This is a genomic window from Arthrobacter sp. SAFR-044, assembly GCF_059414985.1.
On record NZ_JBPFDN010000002.1, the window covers coordinates 156,415 to 179,048 of the forward strand.

Below are 22,634 nucleotides of genomic sequence, written 5' to 3' on the forward strand. Positions count from 1 at the left end.
CGGACCGTCATAGGCCGGGCACACGCCTGACCAGCCGCCGCAGATCCGTCAGACCAGCCAGCGCCACCAGCGTGGCTGCTCCGGTTCCGGCGCCGGGTCCGGTTCCGGCTCCTCGCCCAAGGCCAGCGCGGCCTGGACGATGTCGTCGGCAGTAAGCGTCATGACGGCCTCACGGTCAAGTGCGTCGAGGCTTTGTTCCCCGTCGAGCGACAGCCGCAGCGCCTGGCGGTTGAGTGCCTGCTCGAACAGCGTCCGGGCAAACCGCGCGTTACCGGAGTCCTCGCCCGCATGGAGGCCGGTGAGGATGCGGCGCAGCGTCTGGTCCGCCCCCGGCTCGAGGGTGTACTCGTGCTGGGCCAGCATCTGGTTGAAGATCGTCTGGAGTGCGTCAACAGAGTAGTCCGGGAAGGTGATTTCGCGGGCAAACCTGGAGCGCAGGCCCGGATTGGAGAGCAGGAAGGACTCCATGAGCCGCGGGTACCCGGCCACGATCACGACCAGGCGGTGGCGGTGGTCCTCCATCCGCTTGAGCAGGACCTCGATTGCCTCGGGGCCGAAGTCCATCCGACCGTCCTCCGGGGCCAGCGCATAGGCCTCGTCGATGAACAGGACGCCGTCCAGCGCACGCCGGATCACCCGGTCCGTCTTGATGGCGGTCTGCCCGACGTACTGCCCCACCAGGCCCGAACGGTCCACCTCGACCAGGTGGCCCTTCTGCAGCAGACCGACCGCGCGGTACATCTCGGCCAGGAGCCGCGCCACGGTGGTCTTGCCTGTGCCCGGGTTTCCGAGGAACACCAGATGCTGTGATGTGGCCACTTCCGGGAGGCCGTGCGCCTTACGGCGCGCCTGGACCTGAAGGAGTGCGACGAGGGCCCGAACCTGTTCCTTCACGGTCTCCAGTCCGACCAGGGCGTCGAGCTCGGCCTGCACCTCAGACAGCGGCCGGGCCGGCCCGGGCCTGGGACCGATGAGATCGCCGACCAGGTCGTCCACGCGCTCGGAACCGGGCAGCTTGAGCTGATCGGCCAGATGGCCGATGGTTTCGCGCAGGTCGTCGAGCGGATGGCGGCTGGGAGCCATGCATCCACTGTAATACCCGATGCCGACCCAGTGGGGTTGGCAACCGGTCACCCACGAAATTACTGGTTGCGGCGGGACGAAAGACTGCGTGAGCTGCCTGGTACATCGGCGGTGTCCCTGCTTACACCGTTCGCGGGTTGTGGTTCAGTTGCGGGGCCGTCGTCCCCCCAGGGCCCGGCTGACATCGCCGGCCTGCTTCAGGGTGGCCCGGAGCTCCTTGGGCAGCGAGAAGAGGAGGTCTTCCTCAGCCGTGACGACTTCCTCCACGGCGCCGTAGCCGTAATCAGCCAGCAGCCGCAGCACGTCCTGCACCAGAACCTCGGGCACGGAGGCCCCGGACGTAACGCCCACGGTGGCGACGCCTTCGAACCACGCCTCGTCAACCTCGTTGGCGAAGTCCACCCGGTACGAGGCCTTGGCACCGTATTCGAGCGCGACCTCCACCAGCCGGACGGAGTTGGACGAGTTGGCCGAACCCACCACGATCACCAGGTCTGCCTTGGGCGCAATTTTCTTGATGGCCACTTGGCGGTTGGTGGTGGCGTAGCAGATGTCGTCGCTGGGCGGATCCTGCAGGGTGGGGAACCGTTCCTTGAGCAGCCGGACGGTCTCCATGGTCTCGTCCACACTCAACGTGGTCTGGGAAAGCCAGATGACCTTTTCGGGGTCGCGGACGGTCACCTTGTCCACTTCATGCGGGCCGTTGATGATCTGGATGTGCTCCGGCGCCTCACCTGAAGTGCCTTCCACTTCCTCATGGCCGTCGTGGCCGATCAGGAGGATATCGAAATCGTCCTTGGCGAAGCGGACGGCTTCCTTATGCACCTTTGTAACCAGGGGACACGTGGCATCGATGGTGCGCAGGCCCCGGTTTTCGGCGGATTCGACAACTGCCGGCGAAACGCCGTGGGCGGAGAAAATCACCAGGGCGCCTTCAGGAACTTCGTCTGTTTCATCCACGAAGATGGCACCCTTTTCCTCCAGCGAGCTGACCACGTGGACGTTGTGGACAATCTGTTTGCGGACATACACGGGCGGCCCGTAGTGTTCCAGCGCCTTTTCGACGGCGATCACGGCCCGGTCAACGCCCGCGCAGTAACCGCGCGGAGCAGCCAGCAGCACCTTCTTGGTGCCGTTCACGGGGGCTGCAGCTGCTACCTCCTCAGGCGAGCGGCGCCTGCGCGGAATGGTTGGCATCGAAAGGGATACAGCCGAGGTGGTCATCCCACCATGCTACCGGCTGGTCCCCGCCCGTTTCCGGGATGCGAACAACGTCACAATGCCCGCTGCCACCAGGACGCCGCCGGCAACCGCGGCGGTGGCGATCCACGTGTGGAAGTCCGCGCCCGCGGCGGCGAGGAATTCGTCGCGGAACATGTTGGCCACCGCGTTGCCGGTGTCCGTGGCCTGGGCACGGGATGAGCCCAGCTGCAGGCCCAGTCCCCACAGCCCGGCCAATGCCAGTCCGCCCAGGCCGGCGGCCAGCAGCACGGTACCGCGGCGGCGTGCCGCCACGAGCGCAAGCAGGAACGCCACGGCCGAGCCGATGGCCAGCAGGTAGCCCATGGGGGCGTAGGTGGCGAGCCGTTCAGTCCATTCCCTTTGCGCAGGCTGGCCTACATTGATCAGCGTCTGCTCGGGCGGGTCGAGGGGGAGCCTGGTGGTGCGGGAGATCTCCTCCGAGCCCAGGGCGACCAGTGGGGCGACGTCGAGGGTCAGCGACGATGCAGGCGCTCCACCCTGGGGCGCCACGGCCGGGTCGGCGAAGCTGAGGCGGTGGCTTCTGCGAAGGGTCTCCTCCCAGGCTGCCGGATAGCCGGGCAGCCCGGTCAGCGACTCTGCGGCCTTCTCGAGCATCGGCTCCACCAGGTCCGACAGAAACCCGGGAACCGATCCGGTGTCAATCGTTCCCACCGCCGCCGCAGCCAGCTTCCTTTGGAATTCCGGGTCCTTGCCAAGCGGGGCCGCCAGACGGACAAACCCGTCTTCCTGGACAATGTTCCGGTCCACCCATATGGCGGGAATGGCAACGGCGGCAAGGAGGATGCCCAGCACGGTGGCGAGGGCAGAGACAAAAGTGCGCACAACAGGTCCTTCGGGGTTGGGGGCCTTTACCCATCCTAGGCAGGGTCGGGAGGCTGCCCCTGTCAGTCCCCGGTGCTACACCTTATGGATAAGGTTGATTGACCGCCCACAACAGATAAAGGACCGCATGCCCGCAGCACCAGCCTCCCACCGGCGTCCGCATGTCTGACCAGGCCTCCCTTCCAGGCACTGCACCCACTACCCTGCCTGCCACGGCAGCGGAAACCAGCCCGGACAACCCGTGGCCGCTGCAGCTGCTGTCGCAGAAGCTGAAGGCCCACATCGACCGCACCCCGTCGGCGTGGGTGGAAGGGCAGGTCATTGAGCTGAACCGCCGCGGCACCAACGCCTACATCACCCTTCGCGATGTGGATGCTGAGGTGTCACTTCCCGCTTCGGTGTGGACCAAGGTCCTGGAGCGGCAGAACCTTCCGCTGGAACGCGGTTCACGGGTGGTAGCCCTGCTGAAACCGGAATTCTGGCTGAAGACAGGCAGGCTGAACATGCTGGTCCGGGACATCCGTCCGGTCGGACTGGGTGACCTGCTGGCCCGGATTGAACGGCTGCGGCAGGCCCTCGCGACCGAGGGACTCTTTGCCGACTCCCGGAAGAAGCGGTTGCCCCTGCTCCCGCACCGCATCGGCCTGATCACGGGACGGGACTCGGACGCCAAGAAGGACATCCTTCGCAACGCGGCCCTGCGGTGGCCTGCGGTGGAGTTCGAGATCCGCGAGGTTGCCGTCCAGGGGAACACGGCCGTGGCCCAGGTGATCCGTGCCCTGCGTGAACTTGATGGGCGGCCGGAGGTGGATGTCATCGTCATCGCCCGGGGCGGCGGGGCACTTGAGGATCTTTTGCCCTTTAACAGCGAGGAGCTGATCCGTGCCGTGGCCGCCGCCAACACGCCAATAGTGAGTGCCATTGGCCATGAGGCGGACCGCCCGCTGCTTGATGATGTCGCCGATCTGCGGGCCTCCACCCCCACCGACGCCGCCAAGCGGATCGTGCCGGAGGTATCCGAGGAGCTTGCCGGCGTCCGCCAGGCGCGGGAACAGGTGCGGCGCTGCATGGAGCGGTTGGTGGACCGGGAGTCGGACCGGCTGGCGGCACTGCATTCCCGTCCTGTCATGGCGGCGCCCGAAGGCATGGTCTCGGTCCGCGGCGAGGAAATCGAGCGGCTCCTGCGGCGCTCCTCCGCTGCAGTGAGCTCAACGGTGGTACGGGCAGCAGACCAGCTCCAGCACCTGAAAGCCCAGGTGCGCGCGCTCTCACCGCAGAAGACCCTGGACCGGGGGTACGCCGTCGTCGAACTGGCGGGAGACCAGGCCGCACGGATCGCTGAAGCCGGCCACGCCGTCGTCCGCAGGCCGGCCGAGGCGCCCGCGGGCGCCGCCCTGTCCATCCGGGTGGCGGAGGGCCGCTTCGGAGCCACCTCCACCGGTTCCGCAGAGTCCACCGGGGCACCGCACCGAGGAAACCAAGACCAGCACCAGGAAGTGGAAGGGAAGGCATGACCGAGCAGAAACCAGAGTCCGATGTCGCAGCCCTGAGCTACGAGGAAGCCAGGGAACAGCTCATCGCAGTGGTGGGCAGGCTGGAGGCAGGAGGGGCAAGCCTGGAGGAATCCCTGGCCCTATGGGAGCGCGGTGAGGCCTTGGCCGCGCGCTGCGAAGAGTGGCTGGAAGGCGCACGGAAACGGTTGGCCGCTGCCCGCGACCAGCCACTGTAAGTAGGGCCGGAACAGCCAAAACCCCCTGGGGCGGCCAGCGCGCCGCACCAGGCGTCGGGGTCAGGAGCGGGCCACGAGCTCCCGTTCGGCGGCGACATCGAAATCCGCCTTGGGCCACTTCAGGTTCATGCCGGACAGGGCGCCGAGCAGCAGCTGCTGGACGGCGATGCGGGCGAACCACTTCTTGTTGGCCGGAACAACGTGCCACGGTGCGTCCGGCGTACTTGTTTCGTCGATCGCCGCCTGGTAGGCGCTCATGTAGTCGTCCCAGAACGCGCGCTCGTCAAGGTCGCCGTGGCTGTATTTCCAATGCTTTGCGGGGTTGTCCAGCCGGGCCAGCAGCCGTTCCTTTTGCTCATCCCCGCTGATGTGCAGCATCACCTTGACCACCTTAGTCCCGGAATCCGTCAGCCTGGCCTCGAATTCGTTGATGGCAACGTACCGCCGCTTAATCTCGTCCGGGCTGGCCCAATTGTGGACCTTATGGATGAGGACGTCCTCGTAGTGGGAGCGGTCAAAGACACCCACCATGCCGGCAGCCGGCACTTCCTTCTCGATCCGCCACAGGAAGTCATAGGACTTTTCCTCGTCGGTGGGGGCCTTGAACGCCTTGAACTGGACACCTTGGGGGTTCATGGCTGCCATGACATGGCTGACGATCCCGCCCTTGCCGGCGGTGTCCATTGCCTGCAAGATCAGCAGGATGCGTTGGGTCCCCCCAAAGCGGGACTCGGCGAACAGCTTTTCCTGCAGCCCAGCGAGTTCGTCGTCCATCTCGGCCAGCAGCAGCTTGCCGTTGTCCTTGTTTCCGCTGTAGCCGGGCGTCGAGCCCGGGTCTACTGCCGCAAGGGAGAACCCCTCCCCTGCCCTGAGGGTCTGGGACGGATGCTGGTCGAAGCCAACGACGCGGGCCATGGGGTTCCTTTCCGCAAAGGGTGCACGGGCCCGGCGGCCCGTGAGCACAGGCTAGTTCCCCTGGTACCTGCTTAGGAAGTCCCCCATGCGCCCGATGGCTTCTTCGATGTCCTTCACGTTGGGCAGCGTCACCATGCGGAAGTGGTCCGGGCGCACCCAGTTGAAGGCCCGGCCATGGGACACCAGGATCTTCTGTTCCCTCAGGAGGTCGAGGACGAACTTCTCATCGTCCCGGATGTGGTAGACCTCAGGGTCAAGCCGGGGGAAGAGGTACAGGGCGCCTTTGGCCTGCTGGGTGCTGACGCCGGGAATGGCGTTCAACATGTCGTAGGCCTTGTTGCGCTGTTCCAGCAGCCGGCCGCCCGGCAGGATGAGGTCATTGATGCTCTGGTAACCGCCCAGCGCCGTCTGGATGGCATGCTGGGCCGGGACGTTCGCGCACAGGCGCATGTTCGCCAGGAGGTTGATGCCTTCGAGGTAGTCCGCGGCATCCTTCTTGGGTCCTGAGATCGCCATCCAGCCGGCCCGGTATCCGCAGACACGGTACGCCTTGGACAATCCGCTGAAGGTCAGGCACAGGACGTGGTCGCCGGTGAGGCCGGCCAGATTCACATGGACGGCGTCCTCGTACAGGATCTTTTCGTAGATCTCGTCGGCGAAAACCACCAGGCCGTGCTTTTCGGCGAGGGCCACGATGCGCTTCAGGGTCTCTTCCGGGTATACAGCGCCGGTGGGGTTGTTCGGGTTGATGACCACGATGCCCTTGGTGCGGGGCGTGATCTTGGCTTCCATGTCCTCCAGGTCAGGCTGCCAGCCGGACTCTTCATCGCAGAGGTAGTGCACCGGCTTGCCGCCGGCGAGCGCCACAGACGCCGTCCAGAGCGGGTAGTCCGGCGTCGGGATGAGCACCTCGTCGCCTGAATCGAGCAGCGCCATCAGGGACATGGTGATGAGCTCGCTGACGCCGTTGCCCAGGTAGATGTCGTCAACGTGGATGTTCTGGATACCGCGGGTCTGGTAGTACTGCGAAACGGCGGTGCGGGCCGAAAAGATGCCGCGGGAATCGCTGTAGCCCTGGGCGTGGGGCAGGTGGCGGATCATGTCCACCAGGATGGCGTCCGGCGCCTCGAAGCCGAACGGCGCCGGGTTGCCGATGTTCAGCTTGAGGATGCGGTGGCCCTCGGCCTCCATCTGCTGGGCGGCCTCAAGGATCGGTCCACGGATGTCATAAAGAACGTTGTTGAGCTTCGTGGACTGCCTGAATTCTGCCATCCCTCAAATATGCCACAGGAAGGATGCACGGCCGTTGAGACATCCGCCACATGCCGACGGCGGCTGCCGGACCTTCGAAAGCCCGGCAGCCGCCGTCGTTAATCACCAGGGTGTTGCTGCCCGCAGGGGCAGGGAACGGGACGCTACTTAACGATTCCCTTCTCCTTGAGCCAGTTGTTTGCTGCCGTCTTGGCGTCCTGCTTCTGGCTGCCGCTGACCGCCCGGTTGAGGTTGATCAGGTCATCCGTGGTGAGGGTGCTGGACACCGAATTCAGCGCCTGCTTGGCCTTGTCCGTCATCTTGGCTTTGTTGTACAGGGGCAGGACCTGCTGGGCAATGAAGTTGTTCTTGGGATCCTCCAGCACCACAAGGTCGTTGTCCGCGATGGACGGCGTGGTGGTGTAGATATCGGCCACCTGCACCTGGTCCTCAAGCAGCGCCTTAAGCGTCACCGGGCCACCGCCATCGCTGAAGGGCTCCAGCTTCTTGGGCACGCAGTTGTAGTTCTTCTTCAGCCCGGGCAGGCCGTAGGCACGCTCGGCGAAGGTGGCCGGAGCCCCCACGACGATCTCGCTGCAGACCTTGGCCAGGTCCTCAATGGACTTCAGCTGGTACTTCTCCGCCGTTGCCTTGGTGACCACCATGGCGTCCTTGTCTTCGGCCTTGGAAACGTCCAGGACGCCGAGCCCGTCCGGCAGCTTGCCCGGCAGCGCCTTGGCGATGTCCCCTGCGGAGACTTCCGTGGCTTCCTTGTCCACGTACAGCAGCAGGTTGCCGCTGTAGTCCGGCACCACATCCACCGAACCGTCCTGGACGGCCTTGAAGTAGACCTCGCGGGAGCCGATGTTCGGTTTGGTGGTGGCGGTGATGCCGTTGGCGTTCAGCGCGCCGGCGTACAGCTCGGCGATGATCTGGCTTTCCGGGAAGTCCGCGGAGCCCACCACCAAAGAAGTAGCACCACCGGAAGCGGCGGCACTGGATGCGGGCGCGTTCTTCAGCGGATCGGACGAACCGCCGCAGGCGGACAGCGCCACTGCCAGGCCAAGCCCGGCGGCCAGGCCGCTGAACGCCCGCCTGCCGAGGCGCTGGGGACGGCTTTCTTTCATGACTTACCTCCTTGTACAACAGTCTCCGCAACAACGGGGTCTGTGAGATCAACCGCAGCCTCCTGGCTGCGGAAGGACAGCTTCGATGCCCCTGGTGTCAGGAACAGCCTCTGGAACAGGGACAGGACCAGGTCGACGGCGATGGCCAGCACTGCGATGAGGAGGGAACCTCCCAGCATCTGGGGGAAGTCGCTGAGGACAAGTCCATCGAAGAGATACCGGCCCAGGCCGCCGAGGTTGATGTACGCAACCACCGAGACGGTGGCGATCACCTGCAGCACGCCGGTCCGGAAGCCACCGAACATGACGGTGAGGGCGTTGGGCAGCTCGGCCCGGAACAGGACCTGCAGCTCCGTCATGCCCATGGCCCGGGCAGCGTCCACCACGTTCCGGTCGACGCTGGAGATGCCCGCGTAGGTCCCTGCAAGGAGCGGGGGCACTGTGAGGATCACCAGGGCCCAGACGGGGGGCATCAGCCCGATACCCGCCAGCAGCACGAACAGGATCAGCAGGCCAAGGGTGGGCAGGGCGCGGAGGGCGCCGGCCAGGGCCACCACGGCCACCCGGCCCCTTCCCGTGTGGCCGACGAACAGCCCGACGGGTACTGCGATGGCGGTGGCGATCACCATCACCAGTGCGGTGTACTGCAGGTGCTCCCCCAGCCGGACGGGGATGCCCATGCTTCCGGACCAGTGCAGCGGGTTGGCGAGCCAGGCGAACGTGTCGGCGAAGACGTTGCTCATGCGTTGCCACCCCCGGTCTTCGGCCGGGCAAAGCGCTCCGCTGCGGCAGGTGCTTCCGATGAGAGAGGCCCGGCGCTGGGGTCCCGCCGGCTGCCCGTCCGCTCCCATGGTGTGAGGATGCGTTCCAGCAGGACCAGGACGGCATCCATCAGCAGCGCCAGGACCAGGATGGCGATGATGCCCACCACCACCTCGGTGACGAAGTCGCGCTGGAGCCCGTCTGTGAAGAGCATGCCCAGGTTGCCAACTCCCAAGAGCGCCGCGACGCTGACCAGCGAGATGTTACTGACGGACACTACCCGGAGGCCGGCGAACAGGACCGGGAGGGAGAGCGGCAGGTCAACCTGCAGGAACCGGGCCAGCGGCTTGAAGCCCATGGCCTGCGCGGCCTGGCTGACATCCGCGTCCACGGAGTCGAAGGCATCCAGGGCCGCGCGGACCAGGAGTGCCACGGCATAAATGGTCAGTGCCACCACCACATTGAGCGGATCCAGGATCCGGGTGCCCAGGATGGTGGGGAGGATGATGAACAGCGCCAGCGACGGGATGGTGTAGAGGAGTGAGGAGGCCGTCAGGACCACGGAGCGGAGGGCACTGTTTTTCCGGGCCAACTGTGCCAGCGGGATGGAGATGAACAGGCCCAGGACCATGGGAACGATGGCCAGCACCAGGTGCTGGCCGCCCCGTTCCAGGATCATGCCGGTGTTGGCCAGGAACCATTCCATCAGAGGGCAGCCTGCCGCATCTGCCGGGCTTCTTCGATCAATGCCAGCACTTCACCGCCGCGGACCACGCCCAGGACCACGCCTTCGGCATCGACGGCGACGCCAAGGCCCGACGGCGAGGACAGGGCAGCATCCAGGGCGCGGCGCAGGCTCTCTCCCGGGCGGAACAGCGAACCGCCGGGAACGAGTTCCGTCTCCGTGCCGGGTGCCGACCAGCCCAGCGGGCGCTTGTCCGCATCCACCACGAGCTGCCAGCCGCCGGCAGCACTGGAGTCCGATTCGTACCCGCCGGAAGCCCGGATAATCGTGGGCACCGGATGGATCGCCACGCCGTCCGAGGGGGAAAAACCGAGGTGGCGGAAGCCGCGGTCCCGCCCCACGAAGGAAGCCACGAAGTTGTTGGCGGGCGCCCGCAGGATCTCCTCAGGCGAGGCGTACTGGGCCAGCTTGCCGCCGGTAGCGAAGACAGCCACCTTGTCGCCCAGGATGGTGGCTTCATCGATATCGTGGGTCACGAAAACGATGGTCTTGGCCAGGTCCTTTTGCAGCCGCAGCAGCTCATGCTGGAGCTCGTCGCGGACCACGGGATCCACTGCGCTGAAGGGCTCATCCATGAGGAGCACGGGCGGATCTGCAGCGAGGGCGCGGGCCACGCCGACGCGCTGCTGCTGGCCGCCGGACAGCTGCGACGGATAGCGCGCGCCCAGGGAATGCGCCAGGCCCACCACGTCCAGGAGCTCCTCCGCCCGCCTGCGGGCGTTCGCCTTCGACACACCGTTCAGCCGCGGAACGGTGGCGATGTTGTCCAGGACGGAGCGGTGCGGCAGCAGCCCGGCCGACTGCATGACGTAGCCCATGGACCTGCGCAGTTCCGCCGCCGGTACCGTGGTGACGTCGCGGCCGTCCACGGTGATGGTCCCGGACGTGGGTTCCACCATGCGGTTGATCATCCTGAGGGACGTTGTCTTTCCGCAGCCTGAAGGGCCCACGAAGACGGTGACGGAACCTTTGGCGATGGACATGGACAGTCCGTCCACAGCCGGCTGGCCGCCAGGATACTGCTTGGTAACACTCTGGAACTCGATCATCGCCTGGTCCATGGTGCGGACTTACCTGTTCTCTTGGACGGGCTGTTCCCAGCACCGCGAAATTGCCATAAGCACGCTGTTAGTTACGGTAGCCCAAACGATGGCAGGCTTCAGCAGCTGAGGCCCTAATCCGCGCAAAGGAATCCCTACTGTAACCATTCGGAACCCCGGTTGCGGTGGATGGGTTTCCCGGGATCCGGGCGGACAGTGGCTTCCTGTCCGGCCGCCGCAGCCGGGCCTAAAGTGGAGGCGTGACCAACTTGGAAGTTTCGCCCCAGCAGGAAGTTTGCCCGCCCGCCCCCGCAGGAGGGACGTCCGGCCCCTGCCTGCAGCTGTGGCCTGAACGTGAGGTGCCGCTGGGTGGGGTCCGCGCCATGAACGTCAAACGCACGTTGCCCCAGCGCGGCCTCCCCACCATCGGGGCCTGGTGCTTCCTGGACAGTTTCGGTCCGGACCGGACCGCGATGTCCGTCCTTCCCCATCCCCACATCGGGCTGCAGACGGTGACCTGGCCGCTGGCGGGGCACATCCACCACCGGGACAGCGTGGGCAGCGACGTGGTGGTGCGCCCCGGAGAGCTGAACATCATGACAGCAGGCCACGGCGTATCGCACTCCGAATTTGCAGTACTTCCTGCCGACGGCGGGGAGTTGCCGCTGCAGCGGGGCCTGCAGCTTTGGGTTGCCCTTCCGGACGCCGACCGGCACAGGGAACCGGCGTTCGAACAGCACCGGGAACTGCCGCGCGCCGCCGGCCGGGGCTTCACGGCGACGGTCATGGTGGGAGAACTGGCAGGGGTGGTCTCCCCCGCAACCATGTTTTCGCCGATCGTCGGCGCGGACGTTTCCTGCGAAGGGGACGCGGTGCTGCCGTTGAACCCCGGCTTTGAGCACGGCATCCTGGTGCTCGACGGCGGCCTGGCGGTGGACGGACAGGACCTGCCGGCGGGGCCGCTGGGCTACCTGGGCACCGGCCGCAGCGAACTTCGAGTGGAGGCCCTGCCCGACACGAGGTTCCTGCTGATCGGCGGCGAGCCCTTTGGTGAGGAACTGCTGATGTGGTGGAACTTCGTGGGCCGCACCCATGACGAAGTGGAACAGGCCAGGGAGGACTGGGAAGCGCAGGCCGGGCTGGCGGACGCTGAAACGGCGGCAGCCCGCTACGGCCTGGTGCCCGGCCACGGCCCGGACGCCGGGGCGGAGGCCGGCCGCATTCCCGCTCCCCCGCTCCCCGGCGTCCGGCTGACACCCCGGAAGCGTTCCGTGGGCTAAGCGGGTTCCGCCACCAACTGCAGGACGCCGAACACCGGTTCCTGGTCCAGCACCCTGACGTCCGTAACGCCGGTTTCGGCGAGGTTCCGGCGGAAGGACTCCTGCAGGGGCGCCACGTTCATGCCAAGCCCTCCGCCCAGGATCACTGGACCCGCAATTTTCAGCTGGCCCAGCACCTGGCCGGCCAGGGCCGCGAGGTCCTGCCCGGCCTGGTCCAGCAGGGCTGCGCTGTCCTGGTGCCCGGAGGCCGCGGCTTCCACGACGTGCCTTGCCTGCTGCGCCCAGAAGCGCCTCCCGGTGTCCGGGGAGTGGAACAAGGCGATGAGCTTGTTGGGATGGTCCAGCCCGCAGGACGCCAGGAGCGCCGCCGTGAGCTGGTCGACGGGCAGGCCCTGGTTCATCCTGCGGAGGCTGTGCCGCACCGCTTCCCGGCCCAGCCAGTAGCCGCTGCCTTCATCCCCCAGCAGGTATCCCCAACCGCCGGCCCTGGCCTCGCCGCCGCCGGCATTGCGTCCCCACGCGGCAGATCCGGTGCCCGCAATGACCGCTACGCCGGTGGCGGCGCGGCCCGCGGCCAGCAGGAGGCGGGAGTCATGGACAACGGTGACGCGTGCTTCGGGGGCCAGGGGCTGGATCAGCGCAGCCAGGGCGGACGCGTCTTCATCGGTATCGATTCCGCCCGATCCCGCGTACACCCGGTCCACCCGTCCTCCGCCGATCCTGGCGAACAGGTCCGCAAGGTTGCGTGCCGCCTGTTCACGGCTCACATTCTGGACGTTGGAGCTTCCGGCCGACTCATCGGCCACGGGGAGGCCGTCCTCGAAACGGATGCCATGCGTCTTGGTGCCGCCGATGTCCAGCCCGATCGTGATGCCGTGCAAAGGACTCGGCGCGGAGCCTGCCGCTTGATCAAAAGGAGTGGCAGAGGGGTTCTGGGTGTTTGTCACGTCACAAGGGTACTTGCCCCATGGTGTTTGGCACCCCGCCGCCCCGGCACCGGAAGCCAGCCGCCGCCGTCGGACATTTTCCCCGGCTCAACCGCCTGGGCCGGTGACCAGCCCGGCCAGCAAGGAGGGCCCCTGCCCCACCACCAGCTCACGGAAAAGCCTGGCCGGAACCGGCTCGCTTTCGGTCTTCCGGCGCCGCCAGCTCAGGCCGACTTCCCGGAAGGCGAGCGCCGAGTCCAGGGGAACCTCCACCCACCCGAGGTCTCCCGTTTCAGGACGCGGCGTCCGGCCGGGAGCGTCGCCGCCCGGCGGCAGGATGCTGACGCCAAGGCCGGCAGAGACCAGGCCACGGACGGTATGGGAATCCTGGCTTTCGAAGGCGATCCGCGGGCGGTATCCGGCCTCCCGGAAGAGCGCGTCGGTGAGGGAACGCAGCCCGTAGCCGGGCCTCATCACCACCACCGGTTCCGTCCGGATGTCGGCCATCCGGGCCATGCGCTGCCGCGCGAGCGGATGGGCATGATGCACCACCAGGCGCAGCGGCTCGCGGTACAGCGGCGCCGAATCAAGGTTTTTGCCGGGTGGAGCGACGGGTGCGGTGAGGGCAAGGTCAGCCTCCCCCGATGACAACTCTTCCAGGCAGGTACTGCGGGCGCCCTGGCTGAGCCGGAAGCCCGTGCCGGGGTGCCGGGCACGGAAGGCACTGATCAGCAGCGGAAGGGTGGCTTCGCCGAAGGTGTGCTGGAAGGACACGGAGACGGTGCCCCTGGCCACGTCGGACTCATTGCGCACCAGGTCCAGACCGGCCTGGAACTCCGCCAGCGCCTGCTCAATGAAGGGCAGCAGGGTCCGGGCGGCAGGAGTCAGGCGGACTCCCCGGCCGTCCCGGACCAGGAGTTCGGTGCCGACGGCGGCGCTGGCCCGCGCAAGTGCCCGGCTCACCGTTGACTGGGGTACTCCAAGGAGTTCCGCCGTCTCTGTCACGTGCTCTGTCCGGCCCAGTTCGGCGAGCACCGGCAGGAGTGGCAACAGCTGGGCCAACTGCTTCCGGTCCGGTTCCATGACAGCCCCTTTCGCACCCTGAATGATCCGCTTTGGCTATCAGCTTTACACAAAACATGCATTGGAAGCATTTATTGTGGGCGGACTACGCTGGTTGGATGCCACAGAATGCAGGCGCCGGCACTGACGCTTCCCCCCTCTGGACCGGCCATGCCAAAGGATCCAGGGCCTACGGGCGGATCCTGGCCGGCCTGTCCTGCGCGGGTGTGGCCACCTTCGCCCAGCTCTACTCCACCCAGGCTGTCCTTCCCCTCCTGGCAGCCGACCTGCGCATCACCGCTGCCGAGGCCGCCCTCACCATCTCCCTTGCCACCGTGGGCCTGGCCGCCACAGTGATTCCCTGGTCGTTCCTGGCCGACAGGATCGGCCGGGTGAAGGCCATGATGTGGGGCATCACCGCTGCCACCGTCCTGGGGCTGCTGGTGCCGATGTCCACCAGCTTCACCATGCTGCTGGTCCTGCGGCTGCTGGAGGGAATGGCGCTGGGCGGCATTCCCGCCATCGCGATTGCCTACCTCAACGAGGAAGTCAGCAAGGCCCATGCCGCCCTGGCCGCTGGCAGCTACGTTGCCGGCACCACGCTGGGAGGACTGTCCGGCCGGCTGGTGGCGGGGCCCGTTGGGGAGCTCTGGGGATGGCGGTCGGCAGCCCTGGCTGTGTCCCTGCTGGCGACCGTTGCCGCCGTCGCATTCCTTGTCCTGGTGCCACGGGCCAGGGGTTTCATCCCTGCCCGGGCCTCCGGCCTCCGCAATGCCGTCCGGACCCTCGGCGGCCACCTGGGGAACATCAGGTTGTTGGCCCTGTACGCCCAGGCGTTCCTGATGATGGGCGGGTTCGTGGCGGTTTACAACTATCTGGGCTTCCGGCTCTCCGGTGCCCCGTTCGGGCTCCCGGCCACGGTGATCAGCCTGATCTTCCTGGCCTACCTGTCCGGTACGTTTTCCTCGCGCTGGGCCGCCGGGATGACCATGCGGTACGGCCGCCGGAACGTGCTGCTGGCAGGACTTGCGCTGTCCCTGGCAGGACTGGCCTTGACCCTCGTCCAGTCCCTGGTCCTGATCCTGGCCGGGCTGGTGGTGTTTACCGGCGGCTTCTTTGCAGCCCACAGCATCGGCTCGGGCTGGACCGGCGCCATCGCCAGGACCCGACGGGCGCAGGCGGCGTCGCTGTACAACCTTGCCTACTACCTGGGTTCCAGCCTGCTGGGCTGGGCCGGCGGCCTGGTCTTCCAGGCGTGGGGCTGGAGCGCCCTTGCGGGAGGCGTCATGGTCCTGGCGTGCCTGACTGCCGCAACTGTCGCCGTCGTCCATCCCGGGGCGGAACCCGCCTCCTGAGGTATGGGCGAATTAACCGGGCCCACGCGGCCGCATTATGGTTTGGATGTTCGGCAGGGCGCGCCGCTGCTGCGCGGGTAGCGGTGATTCTGCGGTCTAGGATGAACTAGGACCGCTTGGAAGGAACCGCAGTGAGTACGAATGCCAGGAACAGCAGGCCCGGGGCGCCCCTGGAGGCGCTGGACGCCATCGACGAGCGTCTCCTCGCGGCCCTGGTGGCGGATGCCAGGATCTCCAATAAACAGCTCGCCGAGATGGTGGGAATTGCACCCTCCACCGCCCTGATGCGGACACGGGCTCTTTCGGAGCGTGGCATCGTCCAGGGCTACGAGGCGAAGCTGAGCCTGTCCGCGATCGGCAGGTCCGTGCAGGCGCTGGTGGCTGTACGGCTCCGCGCCCACGACAGGGACCAGATCGACCGTTTCACCGCACGCGTGCCGCACCTGCCTGCCGTGCTTTCCACCTTCCACACCTCAGGTTCGGTCGACTACCTGCTGCACATCGCCGTCGGAAGCACCGAAGACCTGCGCGACTGGGTACTGGACAACCTGGCCACCGACCCCGTGGTGGGCCACACCGAAACCACCCTCGTCTTCGAACACATCCAGGGCAACCACGGCCCGCTTCCGGACTAGCACCGGACCACGGCGACTGCTCAGGCGGCGGCCTGCCGCCTTGCCGGCTGGAGCACCGTTGCGGCGGCAAGAACGAGGGCCGCTGTGCCGCACAGCAGGACGAAGCCCTGCACGGCAGCTGCCATCCCGAACGCCGCACTGGCCCAGCCCAGGCCCAGCACCGGCACGGCGCTTCCCAGGTAGGTGATGACGTAGACGGTGCTGATGATCTGCGCGTGGCGTGCCGGTTCCACCCGGGCCGCCACGTCGTTGAAGACTGTCCGGAACGCCAGCCCTTGCCCCACCCCCGCGGCAACGGCGGCCCCCACCAGCATCAGGGGACTGCGCCAGGCACCGGCGGCCCCCAGCAGCATGACGGAAATGCCGAGGACGGCCAGGCCCACTGGCACGGTCAGGCGCCCGCGGACCGTCACCAGCTGGCTCAGGGCCGACGCACCAAGCGGCAGGCCCGCCAGCACGCCGATCAGCGGCCGGGAGTCCGTGCCCAGGACCTGGGCGAAGTAGCCCGGGGCCAGCGACAGGGAGAAGCCAAACACGGCAAAGCTGAGGAAGCCGACGCCGGATGCCAGCCAGAAAGGGCCCCTCGCCTGGCTGGACACGGAAGGCCGGCGCGGTGCAAGGGCATGCAGCGGCCGGGACACCGCAGGCACCACGATGGCCGGGCGGGCGCGGATCAGGTAAAGCGGCACCAGGAGCCCGGCGAGCAGCACGGAATGGACAGCGTAGGGAGCCGTGGTGGCGCCCGGAAGCTGGGACAGCAGGCCGCCGATGACGGGGCCTGCCGCAACTCCCCCTGAGGATGCCAGCAGGGTAAAGCGCGATGCCCACTCCGGCCGGGACGGAAGCAGTTCACGCAGGGCCGCCGCGCTGGCTCCCGTGGCGAGCGCAACTGCCATCCCCTGCAGGGCCCGGCCGGCGCACAGGGCCGCGAGCGTCTGGGCCCCGGCAAAGATCCAGCCGCCCGCAAGTCCGGTCAGCACGGCGACCAGGAGGGCCGCCCGCCGGCCGATATGGTCCGACCAGTGCCCGGCCAGGAGCAGCGTTCCCACCAGCGCCAGGACATAGCTGGCGAAGGCTGCGGTTACCTCCAGGCTGGACAGTCCCAGGTTGGCCTGCAGCAAGGGGTACAGCGGCGTGGCGAGGTTGGCGCCCACCAGGAGCATGAAGATGGCCGCCCCGGAAATCACCAGCCGTGCCGTGGTGGACGCATTCCACCCGCTGGGCGTGGCCGTTACCGGACGCATGCGCAGTTCGCTGAAGACCGTCATTGTGCCGCCTTAGGGGTCCGCCGCGGCGGGTGGTCCTTGTGGGAGCCCGGCGCGGATACAACTGTGTTGGTTCAAGAGTGCGGCACGGCTGCACTATCCATCCGATATCTGGCGGATAATTGAGCAAAATCATCAACATATGGGTGCTGGCGTGATGGAGAGTGACGATCGTGAACAAGTTGGACCCTACAGACCTGAAGATCCTCCTGGCCCTCATCAGGGATCCCCGGATCCAGATCGGTGAGCTCAGCGACTCGCTGGGCATCGCCCGCAACACGGCGCAGTCGCGCGTGCGCCGCCTGCTCCGCGCCGGCGTGCTGCGCCCGGGCGGCCGCGAGGTGGACCTGGAGGCGGTGGGCTATGACGTGGTGGCGTTCGTAACGATTGAAGTCTCCCACCGCGAGCTCGACGGCGTGGTGGCGGCGCTGCGCCTCATCCCGCAGGTCCTGGAAGTCCATGAAATCTCCGGCCGGGGCGACGTCTGGTGCCGGGTGGTTGCCACCGACACCCACAACCTCCAGTCATCCCTGCGGCAGGTCCTGAGGATCAAGGGAGTTATCCGGACAGAGACCGTCCTGGCCCTGCACACCCATATCCCCTACCGCACCGAACCCCTCATCAGCGGCCTCAGCAGTGCCGCAGCCACGGCTAGGATTTCCTGAATGACCATCATCGATAACGCCGTCTACGTCAACGGCGTCCGCCACGCCGAGCCCGAAAGCCTTGAGCAGACCTTTGAGACGCTGGCCCGGCACGGCGGCATGGCATGGATCGGGCTCTACCGGCCCACTGCGGAAGAAATGAGCGCGGTCGCCAACGAGTTCGGGCTCCACGCGCTTGCAGTGGAGGATGCCGTTTCGGCCCACCAACGGCCCAAGCTTGAGCGGTATGACGACAACCTCTTCACGGTCCTGCGGCCTGCCCGGTACCTGGATGCGGACGAGAGCGTGGAGTTCGGTGAGCTCCACGTCTTCACCGGGAAGAACTTTGTAGTGACGGTGCGGCATGCGGAAACGGCCGGCGTGGCCCGCGTGCGGCAGCGGCTGGAGGCCCGGCCGGACCTCCTCCAGCACGGCCCCGAGGCTGTGCTCTACGCCCTGCTGGACCGGGTGGTGGATGACTACGCGCCGGTGGTGGCCGGGCTGGAGAACGACATTGACGAGATTGAGGACCAGCTGTTCAGCGGCGACTCCTCGGTCTCACGCCGGATTTATGAGCTGGCCCGCGAAGTGATCCAGTTCCAGCGCGCCATCCACCCCCTGCCGGAAATGCTGGACCAGCTGAAGCGGGGCTTCGAGAAGTACCAGGTGGAAACTGAACTGCGGCACAACCTGCGCGACGTGGAAGACCACGTCGAGCGGGTGATTTCCCGGGCCGACTCGTTCCGGGACTTGCTGCAGAACGCCCTGACCCTGGACGGAACACTGACTGCCAACCGGCAGAACGAGGCCAGCGCCGAGCAGAACGAACAGGTCAAGAAGATCTCGTCCTGGGCAGCAATCCTCTTCGCGCCGTCGTTTGTGGCTGGCATCTACGGCATGAACTTCGACAGTATGCCCGAGCTCCACTGGACCCTCGGCTATCCCTTTGCCCTGGTCCTCATGGTGGCTGCCGGGGCCGCCATGTACGGGATCTTCAAAAAGAAGGGCTGGATTTAGGGATCCCAGGGTTCGGGCACCGCAGGCCCGGACCTCAGGCGGCAGCGCTCAGGCGGCCACTCCCGTGGTGCCCCGGATGCTCTCTGGCCGGGCCGGCCGTCCCGCAGCCAGCGCCACCCGCGCATTGCCCGCCGCATGGACAATGGCCGAAACAACCAGGAACGCAACCAGGACCTGCGCTGTGGCAACGAACACTCCTGCCCACCCGCCGTCGAGCGTTGGATCCAGGAAATCGTAGACATACCACCCGTCCAGACCCCCGCGGATCCAGGAGAACGCCAGGAACGCCACCGGGTAGCCCAACCAGGCAAGGGGCCGCCACCACGTCCCGCGGACCGTCCTGGTGACCAGCAGCCAGTCAAGCGCGGTTACCAGCGGAGCGAGTCGGTGGTGGACCATCTGGGGCCAATACAGGTCCCAGCTCCACCAGGGCTCCCCCGGCGGAGCCACCAGCACCACGTAGATAATCCCCGTCATCACCAGATACAGGACCAGCGCACCGAAAAGGTGGTCCCACCACAGCGGCAGCCGGCTGCGCTGCCGGACACCCGAAACAATCAAAACGAGCCCCAAGACAAGGTTCCCATGGATGGTGAACTCCGAGTAAAGCTGCGGAATGTCCACATCGTTACCGGGGAGGGTGGCGTCAAACGTCTTTTGGACGAGCGCGGCGAGCACGAACAACCCGACAAGGATCCGGACAGTGCGGATCCAGGGGCGGTCAGGGTGCAGTGCGCGGTTGGCGGGGGTGTTCTTCCGGATAGGCGGAAGCGCCGGCTCAGGACCGACGGCTGGCTCTCTGCGGCTCATGCAGAGAAGCATGGTGCGGACTGCCGCTGGGCGGCTAGGGTCTTTTGGCCGTCAGGGGTTTCGGCCCCTGCCGGACCTGTAGCCATTGGTCCGGCAGGCGGATGTGGGTCAGACGTTTGTTTTGCGCTTCAGCCAGCCCCAGACGCCGGTGGCGACAAACAGGACCAGGCCGATGATGGCGAGCCAGATGAGGCCTTTGACGACGAAGCCGACGATGGACAGGATGAGCCAGATGACCAGAAGGCCGATGATGATTCCCATGGGCCCACTCTAGGCCCCCGAAATTCGATCGGGGCGCCCATCGGGCCCGCGTTTTGCCCAGCGGCGCTTCGTCTCGTTGACCACCCGCAGCGTCTGCCTCCGATCCAGCCGTTGGCTTTGGTTCAGGCCGCGGTGACCCGACCCGTGCTTCCGTCCACCGTCACGGCCTGCCCGTCAGCCAGGGTGCTGGTACCGTTCCCCGTGCCCATGACAGCCGGGATGCCGTACTCCCGGGCGACGATCGCGGCATGGGAGCCGACGCCGCCCAAATCCACCACCACCGCAGCAGCCCGCTGGAACAGTGGGGTCCAGGATGGGTTGGTGTAGGGGCAGACCAGGATTTCACCGCTCCTCAGCAACCCGAATTCATCCGGGCTGCGGATGATCCGCACTGCCCCCGTCGCCTGGCCCCGGCTGGCAGGCGTGCCGCTGGCCAGGACCCCGCGCGGCCGCCGGGAGCCGGCGAACAACGAAACGGGGTCCAGCAGCGGGATACCCTCAAGCTCCCTGCGCTTGGCAGCCCTTGCCAGCACCAGGCGGCGGTACCGTTCCCGGTCGTCCGCCGGCAACGCCCCGCCGTCGGGCATTGCGGCCAGTTCCTCGAAACGCAGGTGGTTGACGTCCCCTGGGTCCGCCAAAACGCCGGCCACGGCCAGGCGGCGCCCCAACTCCAGCAGCGCCCTGCGCAGGGGCGGCAGCACTTTCGTGGCATGGAAGTGGCTGTCCTCCCGGAACGCCATCCCGGCCTTGGCTGCTTGGACCACTGACAAGGCGTGGCGGCGGAGGACGGGCACGCGGAGGGCAGGATGCCGCATCAGGTCCGCGAGCGCCTCGCCGGTCTGGTCCCGGACGGGCGGGCGACCACCCATCATCGACGTAATGAGCCCGAGCACCACCTCGGGAGCGCCCGACCATGTAGGTGCGCTGCTGAGCACCACACTTACCGTTTCGCGGTGGCCGTACTCGGCCAGGAAACCTTCGAAGGAGGACCGGAACCCGGCGAATTCCCCTCCCTGCTCCAGTGCTGCCAGTAATTCATCCGGTGGGAGGGTGCTGAAGATCCGGTTCAGGGCCGGACTGGACCTGACCTGGCCAGCCAGATTCTCCAGCGCCTTGTTGGCCTGGCTGGTGCGGGTTTCCGCACCGGCGATGAGAGCCGGCGCAAGCTTCAGCTTGCCCAGCGTCAGGAGCATCAGGCGCAGTTCCAGTTGGGGAAGGAGTATCCCCGGAAAGTAGGAGATCCTCAGCTCGGTGATCCCCCGCATGGTGGTGAAGGCCTCGTTGGCAAGCGCAATGACTCCCTGCCAGGAGAGGGCGCGCGGGTCGTGGGCGGCAAGCCTGCTGACGTTGTCCAGAAAGGTTTGGAACCTGCTGTCGAGGGTCCACCGGGCAGGGTCGTAGCGCCTGGCCCGGCGGACGAGGGACAGAGGCGCGAGCAGCGTCCGCAGGGTGGGCCTGGGTACTGGCGGGATCAGCCGCACAACCACGCCGTCTTCTTCGGGCAACAGCTTCTCCAAGGGCGGGAATGAAACACCCACGCTGCCGGCTATGCCGTGGAGCATGACCAGGATCCCGCGCTGCATCCACCCGGAGACGTCCAGGGGATAGGGGCGGACCTGGAACATCTCCAGCAAAAAGGGCGCCAGCAGGCGCTGGATCGGGTTGAGCCGCAATGGCTGCGGGGGCAGGGCAGTTATGGGCCTGGATTGCACCAGGAAAACGCGGTTGCCCGCAATGGCCCATTCGATGTCCTGGGGGCGGCCGAAGTGGTCCTGCACGCTCACCGCCAACCGTGCCAGCTCAGCGGCCTGGCCGCTCCCGATACCGGGGACGGAATCTCCCGTCCCAACGGATCTCTCGGTACCGCCTTCCGCCCCTGCCCGGATGACCACCTCATGCCAGCCCCGGCTAAAGGCGCGTATTCCACCCGCCCGGTCAAGGACATACCGTTCAGGGATGACCTCGCCTGCAACCACCGCCTCACCCAGGCCGGGGCTTGCATCGATGAGGACTTCGTTGCCCTCACCCGTTACCGGGTTGGCGGTGAACATAACGCCTGCTGCGTCGGCACGCACCATTTCCTGGACGACGACGGCCATGGCTGCGCCGGCGGGATCGACGCCCTGCCTGCGGCGGTAGGAAATGGCCCGGTCCGTCCACAGCGACGCCCAGCAATCCGCCACCGCCTGGACCACTGCCGTTTCCCCATGGACATTCAGGTAGGTGTCCTGCTGCCCGGCGAAGGTGGCACCTGGCAGGTCTTCGGCGGTTGCGCTGGAACGGACCGCCACCGGGCTCCGGCCCATGCTTGCATAAGCCGCGGCAATGTCCTTGCGGACACGGTCCGGCATCTTTGCCTCCGTGAAAAGGGTACGGATCTCCGCCGGCGGCGCGCCAGCCTCAAGCAACCGGCCAAGCTCGCCGCCCACCCCGGATTCCTCGAGCATGGCGAGGTATGCCGTGGTGGTCACCACGAACCCGGGCGGAACCGGAAAGCCGGCCCGCACCAGTTCGCCAAGGTTGGCTCCCTTTCCACCGGCCAGGGCAACGTCGTGGGCTCCGAAATCCCGCAGGTTACCGACCGTCGTTCCATTCATCCCGCGGCTCCTGACACTGTTCCGCCCGCTGCTGCCTCCAAGCTA

22 protein-coding genes are annotated in these 22,634 nt (G+C 66.9%); 7 read left to right on the top strand and 15 right to left on the bottom strand.

Annotated elements, in window-relative coordinates:
* Window positions 1-48: 48 nt before the first annotated feature.
* The 3 genes from ACR65J_RS03430 to ACR65J_RS03440 all read right to left on the bottom strand — a co-directional run bounded on the left by ACR65J_RS03430 (window position 49) and on the right by ACR65J_RS03440 (window position 3,168).
* Complete coding sequence (locus tag ACR65J_RS03430; protein WP_440166101.1) at window positions 49-1,083, bottom strand: AAA family ATPase; 1,035 nt, start codon at window positions 1,081-1,083, stop codon at window positions 49-51.
* A gap of 144 nt (window positions 1,084-1,227) precedes the next feature.
* Window positions 1,228-2,307: a 4-hydroxy-3-methylbut-2-enyl diphosphate reductase gene (locus ACR65J_RS03435; RefSeq protein WP_440166103.1), complete on the bottom strand. Its 1,080-nt coding sequence runs from the start codon at window positions 2,305-2,307 to the stop codon at window positions 1,228-1,230.
* 9 nt (window positions 2,308-2,316) lie between these two features.
* Entirely contained in the window at window positions 2,317-3,168 is an 852-nt protein-coding gene (locus ACR65J_RS03440) for a hypothetical protein (protein WP_440166104.1), read from the bottom strand.
* Window positions 3,169-3,329: 161 nt separating this feature from the next.
* On the opposite strand from ACR65J_RS03440, the gene xseA reads away from it, so the two are divergent.
* Window positions 3,330-4,682, top strand: a complete 1,353-nt coding sequence (gene xseA, locus ACR65J_RS03445; RefSeq protein WP_440166106.1) for an exodeoxyribonuclease VII large subunit — start codon at window positions 3,330-3,332, stop codon at window positions 4,680-4,682.
* Entirely contained in the window at window positions 4,679-4,897 is a 219-nt protein-coding gene (locus ACR65J_RS03450; protein WP_056334565.1) for an exodeoxyribonuclease VII small subunit, read from the top strand. The genes xseA and ACR65J_RS03450 overlap by 4 nt, the downstream gene beginning before the upstream one ends.
* Before the next feature lie 60 nt (window positions 4,898-4,957).
* On the opposite strand, the gene ACR65J_RS03455 is transcribed toward ACR65J_RS03450, so the two are convergent.
* The 6 genes from ACR65J_RS03455 to ACR65J_RS03480 all read right to left on the bottom strand — a co-directional run bounded on the left by ACR65J_RS03455 (window position 4,958) and on the right by ACR65J_RS03480 (window position 10,758).
* Entirely contained in the window at window positions 4,958-5,812 is an 855-nt protein-coding gene (locus ACR65J_RS03455; RefSeq protein WP_440166108.1) for a polyphosphate kinase 2 family protein, read from the bottom strand.
* Between the two features lie 51 nt (window positions 5,813-5,863).
* The gene (locus ACR65J_RS03460) at window positions 5,864-7,084 is read right to left on the bottom strand and encodes a pyridoxal phosphate-dependent aminotransferase (protein WP_440166110.1); all 1,221 of its coding nucleotides are present in this window, start codon (window positions 7,082-7,084) and stop codon (window positions 5,864-5,866) included.
* Window positions 7,085-7,227: 143 nt separating this feature from the next.
* Entirely contained in the window at window positions 7,228-8,190 is a 963-nt protein-coding gene (locus ACR65J_RS03465) for an ABC transporter substrate-binding protein (RefSeq protein ID WP_440166112.1), read from the bottom strand.
* Window positions 8,187-8,933, bottom strand: a complete 747-nt coding sequence (locus tag ACR65J_RS03470; RefSeq protein WP_440166114.1) for an ABC transporter permease — start codon at window positions 8,931-8,933, stop codon at window positions 8,187-8,189. Before ACR65J_RS03470 ends, ACR65J_RS03465 begins: the two co-directional genes overlap by 4 nt.
* Complete coding sequence (locus ACR65J_RS03475; protein ID WP_440166116.1) at window positions 8,930-9,658, bottom strand: ABC transporter permease; 729 nt, start codon at window positions 9,656-9,658, stop codon at window positions 8,930-8,932. The genes ACR65J_RS03470 and ACR65J_RS03475 overlap by 4 nt, the downstream gene beginning before the upstream one ends.
* Window positions 9,658-10,758, bottom strand: a complete 1,101-nt coding sequence (locus ACR65J_RS03480; protein WP_440166118.1) for an ABC transporter ATP-binding protein — start codon at window positions 10,756-10,758, stop codon at window positions 9,658-9,660. Before ACR65J_RS03480 ends, ACR65J_RS03475 begins: the two co-directional genes overlap by 1 nt.
* Before the next feature lie 239 nt (window positions 10,759-10,997).
* Here ACR65J_RS03480 and ACR65J_RS03485 point away from each other — a divergent pair, with 239 nt between their 5' ends.
* Window positions 10,998-12,017, top strand: coding sequence for a pirin family protein (locus ACR65J_RS03485; protein WP_440166120.1), 1,020 nt, complete (start codon window positions 10,998-11,000; stop codon window positions 12,015-12,017).
* Here the strand turns inward: ACR65J_RS03485 and ACR65J_RS03490 are convergent.
* Both ACR65J_RS03490 and ACR65J_RS03495 read right to left on the bottom strand, forming a co-directional pair.
* Entirely contained in the window at window positions 12,014-12,964 is a 951-nt protein-coding gene (locus ACR65J_RS03490) for an N-acetylglucosamine kinase (protein WP_440166122.1), read from the bottom strand. The two genes, ACR65J_RS03485 and ACR65J_RS03490, sit on opposite strands and share 4 nt — an antisense overlap.
* 87 nt (window positions 12,965-13,051) lie before the next feature.
* Window positions 13,052-14,026 (bottom strand): LysR family transcriptional regulator, encoded by a 975-nt coding sequence (locus ACR65J_RS03495; RefSeq protein ID WP_440166124.1) that lies wholly within the window; start codon window positions 14,024-14,026, stop codon window positions 13,052-13,054.
* 98 nt (window positions 14,027-14,124) lie between these two features.
* On the opposite strand from ACR65J_RS03495, the gene ACR65J_RS03500 reads away from it, so the two are divergent.
* The gene (locus ACR65J_RS03500) at window positions 14,125-15,360 is read left to right on the top strand and encodes an MFS transporter (protein ID WP_440166126.1); all 1,236 of its coding nucleotides are present in this window, start codon (window positions 14,125-14,127) and stop codon (window positions 15,358-15,360) included.
* Window positions 15,361-15,491: 131 nt separating this feature from the next.
* Window positions 15,492-15,995 carry an Lrp/AsnC family transcriptional regulator gene (locus ACR65J_RS03505; protein WP_440166128.1) on the top strand — a complete coding sequence of 168 codons (504 nt, stop codon included), beginning with the start codon at window positions 15,492-15,494 and terminating at the stop codon, window positions 15,993-15,995.
* Window positions 15,996-16,015: 20 nt separating this feature from the next.
* Here ACR65J_RS03505 and ACR65J_RS03510 read toward each other — a convergent pair whose 3' ends face one another.
* The gene (locus ACR65J_RS03510; RefSeq protein ID WP_440166130.1) at window positions 16,016-17,263 is read right to left on the bottom strand and encodes an MFS transporter; all 1,248 of its coding nucleotides are present in this window, start codon (window positions 17,261-17,263) and stop codon (window positions 16,016-16,018) included.
* Window positions 17,264-17,433: 170 nt separating this feature from the next.
* Here ACR65J_RS03510 and ACR65J_RS03515 point away from each other — a divergent pair, with 170 nt between their 5' ends.
* Together ACR65J_RS03515 and corA are read left to right on the top strand one after the other, a co-directional pair.
* The gene (locus tag ACR65J_RS03515) at window positions 17,434-17,925 is read left to right on the top strand and encodes an Lrp/AsnC family transcriptional regulator (RefSeq protein ID WP_440166132.1); all 492 of its coding nucleotides are present in this window, start codon (window positions 17,434-17,436) and stop codon (window positions 17,923-17,925) included.
* Complete coding sequence (corA, locus tag ACR65J_RS03520; RefSeq protein WP_440166134.1) at window positions 17,926-18,921, top strand: magnesium/cobalt transporter CorA; 996 nt, start codon at window positions 17,926-17,928, stop codon at window positions 18,919-18,921.
* A 48-nt stretch (window positions 18,922-18,969) separates the two neighbouring features.
* Here corA and ACR65J_RS03525 read toward each other — a convergent pair whose 3' ends face one another.
* From ACR65J_RS03525 to ACR65J_RS03535, 3 genes are all read right to left on the bottom strand, one after another.
* A complete protein-coding gene (locus ACR65J_RS03525; RefSeq protein ID WP_440166136.1) occupies window positions 18,970-19,731 on the bottom strand; it encodes a Pr6Pr family membrane protein in 762 nt (253 codons plus the stop codon).
* 108 nt (window positions 19,732-19,839) lie between these two features.
* Window positions 19,840-19,992, bottom strand: coding sequence for an LPXTG cell wall anchor domain-containing protein (locus ACR65J_RS03530; RefSeq protein ID WP_440166138.1), 153 nt, complete (start codon window positions 19,990-19,992; stop codon window positions 19,840-19,842).
* 122 nt (window positions 19,993-20,114) lie between these two features.
* Entirely contained in the window at window positions 20,115-22,589 is a 2,475-nt protein-coding gene (locus tag ACR65J_RS03535; RefSeq protein ID WP_440166140.1) for a PEP/pyruvate-binding domain-containing protein, read from the bottom strand.
* Between the last annotated feature and the right edge of the window lie 45 nt (window positions 22,590-22,634).

Coding starts and splice junctions, on each gene's coding strand:
- ACR65J_RS03430 (WP_440166101.1), bottom strand. CDS start 1,083: ATGGCTCCCAGCCGCCATCCGCTCGACGACCTGCGCGAAACCATCGGC.
- ACR65J_RS03435 (WP_440166103.1), bottom strand. CDS start 2,307: ATGACCACCTCGGCTGTATCCCTTTCGATGCCAACCATTCCGCGCAGG.
- xseA (WP_440166106.1), top strand. CDS start 3,330: ATGTCTGACCAGGCCTCCCTTCCAGGCACTGCACCCACTACCCTGCCT.
- ACR65J_RS03450 (WP_056334565.1), top strand. CDS start 4,679: ATGACCGAGCAGAAACCAGAGTCCGATGTCGCAGCCCTGAGCTACGAG.
- ACR65J_RS03455 (WP_440166108.1), bottom strand. CDS start 5,812: ATGGCCCGCGTCGTTGGCTTCGACCAGCATCCGTCCCAGACCCTCAGG.
- ACR65J_RS03460 (WP_440166110.1), bottom strand. CDS start 7,084: ATGGCAGAATTCAGGCAGTCCACGAAGCTCAACAACGTTCTTTATGAC.
- ACR65J_RS03465 (WP_440166112.1), bottom strand. CDS start 8,190: ATGAAAGAAAGCCGTCCCCAGCGCCTCGGCAGGCGGGCGTTCAGCGGC.
- ACR65J_RS03470 (WP_440166114.1), bottom strand. CDS start 8,933: ATGAGCAACGTCTTCGCCGACACGTTCGCCTGGCTCGCCAACCCGCTG.
- ACR65J_RS03475 (WP_440166116.1), bottom strand. CDS start 9,658: ATGGAATGGTTCCTGGCCAACACCGGCATGATCCTGGAACGGGGCGGC.
- ACR65J_RS03480 (WP_440166118.1), bottom strand. CDS start 10,758: ATGGACCAGGCGATGATCGAGTTCCAGAGTGTTACCAAGCAGTATCCT.
- ACR65J_RS03495 (WP_440166124.1), bottom strand. CDS start 14,026: ATGGAACCGGACCGGAAGCAGTTGGCCCAGCTGTTGCCACTCCTGCCG.
- ACR65J_RS03500 (WP_440166126.1), top strand. CDS start 14,125: ATGCCACAGAATGCAGGCGCCGGCACTGACGCTTCCCCCCTCTGGACC.
- ACR65J_RS03510 (WP_440166130.1), bottom strand. CDS start 17,263: ATGACGGTCTTCAGCGAACTGCGCATGCGTCCGGTAACGGCCACGCCC.
- corA (WP_440166134.1), top strand. CDS start 17,926: ATGACCATCATCGATAACGCCGTCTACGTCAACGGCGTCCGCCACGCC.
- ACR65J_RS03525 (WP_440166136.1), bottom strand. CDS start 19,731: ATGAGCCGCAGAGAGCCAGCCGTCGGTCCTGAGCCGGCGCTTCCGCCT.
- ACR65J_RS03530 (WP_440166138.1), bottom strand. CDS start 19,992: ATGGGAATCATCATCGGCCTTCTGGTCATCTGGCTCATCCTGTCCATC.
- ACR65J_RS03535 (WP_440166140.1), bottom strand. CDS start 22,589: ATGAATGGAACGACGGTCGGTAACCTGCGGGATTTCGGAGCCCACGAC.